This is a genomic window from Sulfurihydrogenibium subterraneum DSM 15120 (genome assembly GCF_000619805.1).
Lineage (GTDB): Bacteria > Aquificota > Aquificia > Aquificales > Hydrogenothermaceae > Sulfurihydrogenibium > Sulfurihydrogenibium subterraneum.
Genome location: NZ_JHUV01000008.1, coordinates 357791 through 369204 on the forward strand (window position 1 = coordinate 357791; position 11414 = coordinate 369204).

The window sequence follows — 11414 nt, forward strand, 5'->3', positions numbered from 1 at the left end:
TTATTAGAATATTAGAATATTAATATATTATTATACCACTATCAAATAGAACTTTTCTGATTTTTGGCATATTTTTAGCTGACTAAATCTTGCAGGTAATCTATATCAAATATCTCTATTTTTCCTCTTTCTGTATCTAAAATACCTTCTTTTTTCCATCGGCTTATAACTCTTATGGCTGTTTCTACGGTCGTTCCAGCCATCTCTGCTATATCTTGACGGGTTATAGGAGCATTTATTACAACATTATCTCCTTCTTTTTTTCCTATTTTTTCTACTAACTCTAAAATTAATGTAGCAATTCTTCCTTCTACCTTTTCTACAGCAAGACTCTTTAATCTATCGTAAGCCTCAAGGGTTTTCTTTGTAGAATCACAAGTTATTCTTACAGCTAAAGCAGGATACATTAAAAGAAGTTTTAAAAAGTCTTGGTTTGATATGTACAAAACTTTTGAATCTATTAATGTTTGAGCTGAGTAGGTACTTGCAGGCGTAGAATCTTTCATAACAAGCCAGCCAAAGCTCTCTCCTTTCGTTGCCAATCTCAAAATAACGGTTTTACCATCAGATGTCTCTTTGATTAATTTTATTATCCCATCAACAACAAAGTGTATCCCCGGCTCTTTATCTCCCTCATAAAAGATGTACTCACCTTTTTTATACTCTTTATATATAAAAAACTTTTCTATATTTTTAAGTTCTTCTTCCTTTAAGCCTGAAAAAAGTGGTATCTCCTTTAAAATACTTAATTTATCTATGTTTTTGATTTCTCTCATACTCTCACCTCTTTATCTTACTTTAGGTAAGGAACCTAAAAGGTACTTTAAGTAATTGTCGGTAAATACAAATCCTCCACCTATGTAAACACCTCTAACAGAACTGTTTAAAAGGTCTGAACCACCTACTTTTACGAAGATAGGATATTTATTAAATCTATACTCTAAACCAAAATCAAACTGTGGATTGTTAGGCTGATTTACTAAATCTTTTCTATTAAATCTGTAAACATCAGCTATGAGCTTTAGATTAGGACTTAAAACCAAATCTCCTCCTAAGTCAGCTGATGAGTCTTTTATACCAAACCTTGCCCAAAGCTGGTATTCTCCAAGGTTTAAAATCTTTCTTGCATATTGTAAATCAAAGAGTATTCCGTACTTTTTAGTAACGTATGTTGTCGTAGTCCCGTTTGCTGTTATTTCTTCTTTTTTATCTACGTATCCTTGAGAGTTAGAAAGAATTCCTACATAGTAGTATCTATCATCACCTGGTGGTATGTACTTAAAGGCAGCTCCTGCTTTAGAATCTTTGTTTCCTGTATGTTTTTCTCCTTGCATTATAACTTTAAGGTTTGATTCTTTAACAATTTTAAATGGTTCTGCAAATGACTTTACACCTTCGTTAACGTTGTTATAAAGACTGTCTTCGTTTACAAGTTTACCTAAAGTTCCTTTTCCTTCGTTAACTTTTGCAAGGATTTGGTTTAAGTTGTCTGAAGCTTTTTTTATGTTTTCTATACTTAGTTTTAAATCTTGCCTGTTTTCGCTTACAGCTTTTTCTATTTCTGTTGCTGCCTTGTCAACAGAGTCAAGGGTTTTAGGTGCTTTTTCTTTTAATGCTACTGATAAATCTTTTAGATTTGCTATTAACTTCCTTATATCTTCTCTATTTTCATCTGTTATATTTTTCGTATTTTCCAATGTTTTGTCTAAATTTTCAGCTATACTTGGTAGCTTTTGTCTAAGTTCTGCTGTTATAGCCCTAATGTTTGCTATAGCTTGTCTTACGTCTTCTTTGTTCTCTACTACGACCTCATTTGTATTATATGCAAATTTATCAAAGTCTTCTATAAGTTTTTTTAATCTTTCATCTCCTAATGCTTTGTTTAAGTTATCCATCAACTCTCCAAATTTTTTAGCTGACAACTGAACTTGGTCTATCATCTCTTCGGTAGATGCCACTTTAGTGGTATTTTCAATAACTCCTCCTGAAGCCAGCTCCCCAAAAGATGGATTACCCGGTTCTACGTAAATGTACTTATCTCCCATTAAACCGTATGTCCTTATTACAACTTTAGCATCTTTGTAAACAGGTATTTCCTGTTTAACTTTAAACTTTACCTTAACTTTTCCTTGTTCAAAGGTTATCTCTTCTACTTTTCCAGCTTTTACACCTTGAACTTGAACGTCAGCTCCTTGAGAAAGTCCTTGAGCATCTGTAAAGTAAACAAAATATTCTTTATAGTTTTGACCAAACTCTTTTCCGCTGAATTTTATTATTAAAAAGCCTAACAAACCAGCTATTACTAATACAAATATACCTACTTTTACAGAGTTATTCATTGCTATTTCTCCATTATTGTTTCTTCCACTTTCATTCCAAAGTGTCTTCCAGCTTCTTCTACGTAGCCTACTATTTCATCTCCGACCTTTAAATCTACTACCGATATAGGAGTTCCATCTGGCTTTACAACTCTTATAGTTTCTGCGTTTTGTAGGACAGCAGAGAGTTTTTTCCCTTCATATTCTGCCTCTATAAGAAGCATAGGTCTTCTTTCCACTTTTGCCCTTCCTACATAAACAACTCTTCCGTTTCCATTAAAGTCGTATATCATCACTTCTTTTCCAGAAGAAAGCTCACTTAAGTAAGCTGTTTTTCCATTTGGTATTCTGGTATACATGTGAACTGCTCCAGCATTTACTCTGAAAGGTCTTGATGCTACGTACTCTGACTCTTCCGTTTCTCCGTGGACTAAAATCATTCCTGCTGAAGAGTTGCCTACAAGCATTCCTTCACCTCTTTTGAGTAAAGATGTTGTATCTACTGCTACTCTATCACCCATACCTACAGGTTTTATGTTTACTACTTTTGCTTTTACCATGTTTAATTTTTCTGTATCTTCTTTTATAATTTTCGCTACTTTTTTTATTTCGTTCAAGTTATCTGTTTTAAGGACTACACCTCTTACACCTTTTTCAAGGATACCTACCGATGTTTTTGCTTCTTCTGCATCTTTTACTATAGAGTATATGTTGGGAGATTGTGCTATAAGGTTTTCAAGTGGGATAATAGTCCAGTCTGTAGTCTGAACTATAACTTTTTTACCACTTTTTGCCAAGTTTGCTGCTTTTTCTTCGTCTTGTTTATTTTCTATTTTTACTATAACAAAGTCTTCTGTAAGATTTCCTTCTTTATCTTGAAGTATTAGTTTTACTCTACCTAATTTTTTTATTTCGTTTGCTTTTTCTTCTTCAATAAGTATGTAATCTACACCAGATTCTATCGCAGTAGTTATTGCAGTTTTTGGTAATCCTCTTGCATCAAGAATAAACTCTTTCATATACTCTCCTCGTTGAGATTGTTTTTCTCTAATTTTACCATAAATTTAGTTATATTAAATGATTTTTTAAGGTTATTAAAATGAATGATTTAAACGTTGATAAAGTTTTTGAGATAAAACCGATTTCAGAAGACCAATCAAAAAGGGAGTTTATAAAAAAGAAAAAAACTGTTGTAAAAAAAGAAACTTTAAAAAATGAAAGTAAAGAGGAAGAAAAAAATAAAGCAGAAAAAGGACATATAGATTTATTCGCTTGATTCTACAATACTGTTGCTAATTTTTTTAATTTTTCTAACTTATCTCTTACTTGGGCTGCTTTTTCAAACTCCCAGTTTTTAGCATAATCCCACATCTGTTTTTCTAACTTTTGTATCTCTTTAAGTAAATCTTCTTCTGTAGATATGTCTTCAGGTATCTCTTGATAAAGTTCTAATATTCCAAGTTCTTCTAAAGATATTAAATCTTTTATCTCTTTTTTTACTGTTTTTGGTGTGATACCGTGTTTTTCGTTATACTCTTGCTGTAATTTTCTTCTTCTGTTTGTCTCTTCTATCGTTTCTACCATAGCAGGTGTTAGTTTGTCTGCATAGAGTATTGCTTTTCCGTTTTCGTTCCTTGCAGCTCTTCCTATTGTCTGGATAAGGGCTGTTTTTGACCTTAAAAATCCTTGCTTATCTGCATCTAAAACTGCCACTAAAGAAACTTCTGGCATATCAAGTCCTTCTCTGAGTAGGTTTACTCCTACTATAACGTCATACTTTCCTTCTCTAAACTCTTTTATTATCTTTGCTCTCTCTATAGTGTCTATCTCTGAGTGAAGATAAACAGCTTTTATATCTCTTTCTTGCAAATAATCTGCCAAATGTTCAGCCATTTTTTTTGTAAGTGTGATTACCAAGGCTCTTTCGTTTCTCTCTTTTACTTTCCATATTTCGTTTATTAAGTCATCTATCTGTCCTTCCGTTTTCTTTACTTCTATAACAGGGTCTAAAAGTCCTGTTGGTCGTATTATCTGCTCTACTATCACGCCTTTTGACCTTTCTATCTCCCACTGGGCAGGTGTTGCTGATACGTAAATAGCCTTCTGGATTTTACTAACAAACTCTTCAAACTTTAAAGGTCTGTTATCGTAAGCTGATTTCATTCTCCAACCGTATTTTACAAGGTTTTCTTTCCTTGCCAAATCTCCGTTGTACATAGCTTTTATCTGTGGAATTGTTACGTGAGATTCATCTATAATAAGTAAAAAGTCTTCTGGAAAGTAGTCTATAAGCGTGTAAGGAGGTTCTCCTGGTTTTCTACCGTCAAAATATCTTGAGTAGTTCTCTATTCCTTTACAGGTTCCAAGTTCTAACATCATTTCTATATCGTAATTTGTCCTTTGCCAAAGTCTATTTGCCTCAATCTCTTTTCCTTGTTTTCTAAACTCTTCTACTTCTATTTCTAAATCTTTCTGTATCTGCTTTATAGCCTCTATCATATCAGGTCTTGGTATTACGTAGTGGCTTGCAGGAAATATTACAGTCCTTTCTAACTTTCTTTTTACGTATCTGTTGAATATATCTATTTCGGTTATGTTTTCTATTTCATCTCCAAAAAACTCAACTCTAATAATTATATCTTCTGTGTAAGCTGGAAGTATCTCTACTGTATCGCCTTTTACTTTAAACGTTCCTCTTTTTAAAGAAAAGTCATCTCTCTGATACTGGAGCTCCACGAGTTTTCTAAGTAGGGTTTGACGGTCTATTTCCATTCCTACGTAAAGTTGAAGTCTTAATTTCTCATAAAATTCAGGGGTTCCAAGACCGTATATACAGGATACGGAAGCAACTACTATCGTATCTGGCCTTTCTATCAAACTTCTTGTTGCAGAGTGTCTAAGTCTGTCTATAGAGTCGTTAATAGCACTGTCTTTTTCTATGTAAAGGTCTTTTTGAGGAATGTATGCCTCTGGTTGATAGTAATCGTAGTAAGAGACAAAATATTCTACTGCATTATCAGGGAAAAGCTCTTTTATCTCTCTATACAGCTGTGCCGCTAAAGTTTTGTTGTGAGAAAGTATAAGGGTAGGTCTCCCATACTTTTCTATAAGGTTTGCTATCGTAAAGGTTTTTCCTGTTCCTGTAGCTCCAAGTAAAACCTGCTCATTTACACCTGACTTTAGATTTTCATACAGCTGTTTTATAGCTTTTGGTTGGTCTCCAGTAGGTTCAAAAGGTGCTTTCAGTTTAAATATTGACTTATTCATCTTTTAACTTTCCTAAAAAGTTTTCAAAAAAATTAATTTCATCGTAAATCTTATTAAAAGTTTTTGCAATTTTGTATTTTTCATCTTCGTATTCGTGGACAAGAATATTTCTTAGCTCTCTTAACTCAAACCACTTTTCTTTTGTTATTCCAAGTTCTAACTTTTCTAACTTATTTAAAATATCTACCATCGTCAAATTTTCAACATTTTCTCCCTTAATATACAGATAGCTTTTAACAAGTTTTGCTAAAGAATCCTGCAACTTTGAAAATCTATAAACTATCTGGTCTAAAATTGCTAAAAGATAATCATCTTCCAAGATTGTATCAATTTTTTCTTCATCTAAAGGTAAAAAGCCTTTATCTTTTAAAGTATTAAATGCATTTTTTAATCTATCTATATGTTTCTGAGTTTCTTGATAGGTTTGCCTATATATCAATTGAGCATTCAAATTAGTCTAACTCCCGTATTTTTTGCTTCTAAACATATAATTTCTTCACAGTCGTAAGGTCTAATAATCAAATCTATTTTTTGGTCGCCTATTTTTAGTTTTAATCTTGATAAATATTTTATTTGTTTTTCAACTATATTCTCTAAATTATGAGTTTCTATATAAATATCAATATCTCCACCTTTTCTGCTTTGGTTAGCTCTACTTCCAAAAATCCATAATCTTACATCTTTGCCAAAAATATCTAATGCAAGGTCTTTTATCGCTTGAATTTCTTCTTTTGAAAGTCTTAATTTATCTTCCATTTTTAAAACTATAACTGTTGTAAGTAGGTTAGAAGTAATCCGTGTCTTATGCCCCACTCACTTATCTTTATTGTATCTTTTTGGAACGTTTCCATTGCAACTTTAAATATAGCTATCCCTGATACAATAGCTTCAGCTCTCTTGTCTTCTATCATAGGTATAGATTTTCTCTGACTTACTGTGATTGAAGAGAGTTTCTCAAACCACTTTTTTATACTGTCGTAAGTTAAGGTTGAACCGTGGACTTTTTTTGAGTCGTACGGATATAGACTTTTTTCAAGTGCTACAACAGTTGTTATAGTACCACCAAGACCAACTAATTGATTTGCATCTTTCATCTCTTTGTAAGCAGTATCTATCTGAGCTTTTAAAAATTCTTGTAAAGAGTCCAATTCATGAGGTTTAGGTGGGTCTGATTTTATAAATCTTTCTGTAAGGTTAACTATCCCAAAAGGAAAGGATATTGCTTTTATTAATTTATCTTTTTCTCCGTAAGAAAATTCAGTACTTCCTCCACCTTGGTCAATTACTACAAATTTATCTTGAATGTTTAGAGCTTTAGATGTTGCTAAAAATGAAAGTGAAGCTTCTTCCTCTCCTGATATTACTTTTACATCTACTCCAAGCTGTTTTACTCTTTCTAAGAATTCTGGTGCGTTTTTTGCTTCTCTACAGGCTTGAGTTGCAACTGCTAATTTCTTATCTGGATGATACTCTTTTGCTATTAAAACATACTCTCTTAAAACAGATAAGGTTTCTTCCATTGCTTCTTTTTGCAGGTAGCCTGTCTCTTTTAGCTTTCTGCCAAGAGCTGTAATTCTTCCGACAGAAAAAATTTCGTTAAAACTGCCATCTCCATGAACAGCTACTATTAGCATACGGGTTGAGTATGTCCCAATATCAATGAGTACTACTATTTTAGGCTTCATCTAATATTCTCCAATACTTTACAGGCTTTTCAAATTCTATAATTTGACCTTTAATTTTCTTATCTTTTATCAGCAAAACAATTTTATCTACTATACCATTTTTATCGTAAAGAGTTATATAACTTTCAAAAATTCCCAGAAATAAAGGATGAAAATTTAAAGCTTCCTCTTTCTTTAAAATTACAGGACTTAAATAGTGATTTTCAAAGTAGTATCCAACTTTATTATAAAACTCATTTATCCTTTTTCTAAATGATAAATCACTATCTTCAACAATAATTAAAACATCAATATCAGAATATCTTGCGAAATCTCCTCTTGCTACGGAGCCGAATAAAACTACAGCTTCAAGATTATACCCGTAAGCTTTTTTTATGCTATCTAAAAGAATATCTTTTTTTTCAATAATTTTCTTCTGAAAGTAATCATTCATCACTCTATAAATACTTGACCTTCTATAGGAAGAACCTCTACATTGTTTTCAACTAAAAACTGTATAGCCTTTTCTATTTCTTCTTCACTTCCTATAAATTCAAGTTCGAGCCAACCAATTTTTTCCTGAACGTTTGCCTTTCTTATGTTTATATCTACATTAAAGTTTTTACAAACTTTGCTAAGAAGAGGCTCTTTAATTTTTTCTTCTGGATATATTAACTTCAGCTTCATAGAAGTCATGATTTTTTACCTCTTTATTTATTTCCACCTGCTATAGCTGGAATAATTGCAACCACGTCTCCATCTTTTAAAGGAGTATCTTTACCTTGTGAAAATCTTATATCTTCGTCGTTAACAAAGAAGTTTACAAACTTTCTTATTTCACCGTTTTCATCAACTAATCTTTCTTTTATTCCCGGAAACTCTTTTTCCAAAGCATCTATAAGCTGTGCTATGCTAGAAGCTTCTACTGTAACTTCCCCTTGTCCTTGTGTGATTCTTCTTAAAGCTGTTGGTATTCTTACAGTTATTGCCATACTTTCCTCCTTATTGATTTTTATTCATAACTTTTTCTTTAAATTCTATTAATGATGGTTTTATGTGAATAGGTTTTTCTAACTTTCCTTCTAAAACTTCCATCGTTTTATAGCCGTTTCCTGTAATGTAAGCAACTACAACCTCATCTTTGTCAAAAACACCTGCCTCAGCAAACTTTTTAAGAACTGCTATGGTTGTTCCACCCGCCGTTTCTGTAAATATTCCTTCTGTTTTTGCAAGTAATTTTATTCCTTCTATTATCTCTTCGTCTGTGGCTATCTGTATATCTCCACCACTTTCCTTTGCAACTTTGACAGCATAAGGACCGTCAGCTGGGTTTCCTATAGCTATAGATTTAGCTATTGTATTTGGTTTTACTGGTTTTATAAAGTCTCTTCCTTCTTTTAACGCTTGGTATATTGGACTACAACCTTCTGCCTGAGCTCCTAACATTCTTGGTGGTTTTCCTTCTACTAAACCAACTTCTATCAGCTCGTTAAATCCTTTCCATATTTTAGTATATAAAGAACCAGATGCTAAAGGTGCTATTACTGTGTCAGGAATCTTCCATCCAAGTTGCTCTGCAACTTCAAACGCAAGGGTTTTAGAACCTTCAGAGTAAAAGGGTCTTACGTTTATGTTAACAAACGCCCAACCAAATTCGTTTGCAATCTCAGAAGAAAGTCTGTTTACATCGTCATAATTACCATCAACAGCAACAACAACAGGATTAAACACAAGACTTCCTATTATCTTATTTGTTTCAAGGTTAGAAGGTATAAAAACATAACACTTCATTCCTGCAGAAGCGGCGTGGGCTGCAACAGAGTTTGCAAGGTTTCCTGTAGATGCACAGGCTGCAGTATCAAAACCAAATTCTTTTGCCTTAGACAGAGCTACTGATACAACTCTATCTTTAAAAGATAGTGTAGGATGGTTTACAGAATCATCTTTTATGTAAAGGTTGTTTAAACCTAAAACTTTTCCTAAATTTTCCGCTTTTACTAAAGGTGTAAATCCAGCAGATAGACCTACCGTCGGATTATCTACAGGTAGAAGGTCTACGTACCTCCATAGACTTTTAGGACCTTTTTCTATCTTTTCTCTTGATATATTTTTCTTTATTTCCTGATAATCGTATACTATTTCTAAAGGACCAAAACAAAACTCACAAACGTGAATGGGTTCAACCGGATAATCAGCTCCACATTCCTTACATTTAAGCCCTTTTACTTTTGCCAATTACATTGCCTCCATATTAAATTATAGGATAAAAATTTTAGCATAAATATGTTAAAATATAAATAATTTTTATCAACAGGAGGTTTTTAGTCTTGCTTACGTTCCCAGTAGAAGAAGCACTAACGTTCGACGATGTTTTACTTTTACCACAAAAATCAGATGTACTACCTCACGAGACAGATGTTAGCTCTTACTTAACACCAAATATAAAGATGAACATTCCATTAGTATCAGCCGCAATGGACACAGTTACAGAACACAGATTAGCTATAGCCTTGGCAAGAGAAGGTGGCATAGGTATAATCCACAGGAATATGTCTATCGAAGACCAGATGTATGAGGTTGAAAAGGTTAAAAAAGCAGAAAGTGGAATGATAACAGACCCTGTTACTATAAAACCAAATCAAACAGTTCAAGAAGCTCTAAACATCATGTCTATTTATAAAATATCTGGAGTTCCTGTAGTAGATGATGAAAATAAGCTTGTGGGAATACTTACAAACAGAGACCTTAGATTTATACACAAAAAAGATTATAACAAACCTGTTTATGAGTTTATGACAAAAGCTCCTCTCATAACAGCTAAAGAAGGAATATCTCTTGACGATGCAATAGAGATACTTCAAAAACACAAAGTAGAAAAGCTTCCTGTCGTGGATGATAACGGTGTTCTAAAAGGTTTAATAACAATAAAAGATATAGTAAAAAGGAAAAAGTATCCTAACGCTTGTAAAGATGCAGCTGGAAGATTAAGAGTAGGAGCTGCAGTAGGAGTTGGTCCTGACGTTATGGAAAGGGTTAAGGCATTAGTTTCTGTAAAGGTTGACGTTATAGTTGTTGATACAGCCCATGGTCATTCTGTAAGAGTATTAGAAACTGTAGAAAGAATAAAGGCAGAGTTTCCGAATCTTGACGTTATAGGTGGGAACATAGCTACAGCAGAAGCAGCAGAAGATTTAATAAAAGCAGGAGCTGATGGTGTAAAAGTAGGGATAGGACCGGGTTCTATCTGTACAACAAGGGTTGTAGCTGGTATAGGTGTTCCTCAGATTACAGCTATTGCGAAATGTTCTGAAGTAACTAAAAAGTATGGAAAGACGCTGATTGCTGACGGTGGTATTAGATACTCAGGAGATATAGTGAAAGCCATAGCAGCTGGTGCTGATACAGTAATGCTTGGAAGTCTTTTTGCTGGTACAGAAGAAGCTCCTGGAGACAGAATATTCTACCAAGGAAGGTCTTACAAAGTTTACAGAGGAATGGGTTCACTTGGCGCAATGAAAGCAAGATTTAGTAGCGATAGATACTCTCAAGAAAATGTAGAAAAGTTTGTTCCAGAAGGAATAGAAGGAAGAATACCTTTTAAAGGACCACTATCTGACGTTGTTTACCAGCTCGTTGGAGGATTAAGGTCTGGAATGGGATACACAGGTTGTAAGACAATAAAAGAACTTCAAGAAAAAACTAAATTTATAAAGATAACTAATGCTGGACTAAGAGAGTCCCATGCCCACGACATATATATAACTCAAGAAGCACCTAACTATTGGATAGATTAGGAGGACAAATAATGAAAAAAGTTAAAAATTTTAATGATTTTGATTTACTCTTAGCTCAAGAGATAACAAATTTAGACAGATTTATAGTAAAAAGCCCACTTGGAACGAACGAATTTTGGAGTGAGTGGCAGAAGAAAGCTGGAGAGATAGTAGTAACAAAAGCTGCTATAAAAAAAGCTATAAGAGTTTATGAAAAAAAACTATCACCTGGACAGATAGTTAAACTTTCTGCAATGCTTGAGTCTTTTAAAGAAATAGCCTCTTATTTAGAACTTCTCAGAGAGACTGCCTTAAAACTAAAAGGTATAGATTCAGATGGATTTAACCTTTTTGACACAATAGAAGGCGAAAACGACGAAGAAATCTAAAAG

General features: G+C 33.3%; 14 protein-coding genes. 3 read left to right on the plus strand and 11 right to left on the minus strand.

Features of this window, described 5'->3' with window-relative positions; genetic code table 11:
- Positions 1–74: 74 nt before the first annotated feature.
- From Q385_RS0102620 to Q385_RS0102630, 3 genes are read right to left on the minus strand one after another with little or no spacing between them, the layout of a single operon-like run.
- Positions 75–776, minus strand: coding sequence for a Crp/Fnr family transcriptional regulator (locus Q385_RS0102620; protein WP_028950173.1), 702 nt, complete (start codon positions 774–776; stop codon positions 75–77).
- Between the two features lie 12 nt (positions 777–788).
- Positions 789–2339 carry an MlaD family protein gene (locus Q385_RS0102625; RefSeq protein ID WP_028950174.1) on the minus strand — a complete coding sequence of 517 codons (1551 nt, stop codon included), beginning with the start codon at positions 2337–2339 and terminating at the stop codon, positions 789–791.
- 2 nt (positions 2340–2341) lie between these two features.
- Positions 2342–3337 (minus strand): 3-dehydroquinate synthase II, encoded by a 996-nt coding sequence (locus tag Q385_RS0102630; RefSeq protein WP_028950175.1) that lies wholly within the window; start codon positions 3335–3337, stop codon positions 2342–2344.
- Between the two features lie 80 nt (positions 3338–3417).
- On the opposite strand from Q385_RS0102630, the gene Q385_RS09375 reads away from it, so the two are divergent.
- Entirely contained in the window at positions 3418–3594 is a 177-nt protein-coding gene (locus Q385_RS09375; RefSeq protein ID WP_169733161.1) for a hypothetical protein, read from the plus strand.
- A 2-nt stretch (positions 3595–3596) separates the two neighbouring features.
- Here Q385_RS09375 and uvrB read toward each other — a convergent pair whose 3' ends face one another.
- The 8 genes from uvrB to thrC are packed head-to-tail and all read right to left on the minus strand — an operon-like array spanning position 3597 to position 9484.
- Complete coding sequence (gene uvrB, locus Q385_RS0102640; protein ID WP_028950176.1) at positions 3597–5585, minus strand: excinuclease ABC subunit UvrB; 1989 nt, start codon at positions 5583–5585, stop codon at positions 3597–3599.
- Entirely contained in the window at positions 5578–6024 is a 447-nt protein-coding gene (locus Q385_RS0102645) for a hypothetical protein (RefSeq protein WP_245596349.1), read from the minus strand. Before Q385_RS0102645 ends, uvrB begins: the two co-directional genes overlap by 8 nt.
- Positions 6025–6032: 8 nt before the next feature.
- A complete protein-coding gene (locus Q385_RS0102650; RefSeq protein WP_028950178.1) occupies positions 6033–6341 on the minus strand; it encodes a nucleotidyltransferase domain-containing protein in 309 nt (102 codons plus the stop codon).
- 8 nt (positions 6342–6349) lie between these two features.
- Complete coding sequence (locus tag Q385_RS0102655; protein WP_028950179.1) at positions 6350–7270, minus strand: Ppx/GppA phosphatase family protein; 921 nt, start codon at positions 7268–7270, stop codon at positions 6350–6352.
- Positions 7260–7703 carry a nucleotidyltransferase domain-containing protein gene (locus tag Q385_RS0102660; RefSeq protein ID WP_028950180.1) on the minus strand — a complete coding sequence of 148 codons (444 nt, stop codon included), beginning with the start codon at positions 7701–7703 and terminating at the stop codon, positions 7260–7262. The genes Q385_RS0102655 and Q385_RS0102660 overlap by 11 nt, the downstream gene beginning before the upstream one ends.
- The gene (locus Q385_RS0102665) at positions 7703–7945 is read right to left on the minus strand and encodes an NIL domain-containing protein (RefSeq protein ID WP_028950181.1); all 243 of its coding nucleotides are present in this window, start codon (positions 7943–7945) and stop codon (positions 7703–7705) included. The genes Q385_RS0102660 and Q385_RS0102665 overlap by 1 nt, the downstream gene beginning before the upstream one ends.
- Positions 7946–7959: 14 nt before the next feature.
- Complete coding sequence (locus tag Q385_RS0102670; RefSeq protein WP_028950182.1) at positions 7960–8241, minus strand: MoaD/ThiS family protein; 282 nt, start codon at positions 8239–8241, stop codon at positions 7960–7962.
- A gap of 10 nt (positions 8242–8251) precedes the next feature.
- Complete coding sequence (gene thrC, locus Q385_RS0102675; protein WP_028950183.1) at positions 8252–9484, minus strand: threonine synthase; 1233 nt, start codon at positions 9482–9484, stop codon at positions 8252–8254.
- 92 nt (positions 9485–9576) lie between these two features.
- On the opposite strand from thrC, the gene guaB reads away from it, so the two are divergent.
- Complete coding sequence (guaB, locus tag Q385_RS0102680) at positions 9577–11043, plus strand: IMP dehydrogenase (protein WP_028950184.1); 1467 nt, start codon at positions 9577–9579, stop codon at positions 11041–11043.
- Between the two features lie 11 nt (positions 11044–11054).
- Complete coding sequence (locus tag Q385_RS0102685; protein WP_028950185.1) at positions 11055–11411, plus strand: hypothetical protein; 357 nt, start codon at positions 11055–11057, stop codon at positions 11409–11411.
- Positions 11412–11414: the final 3 nt, after the last annotated feature.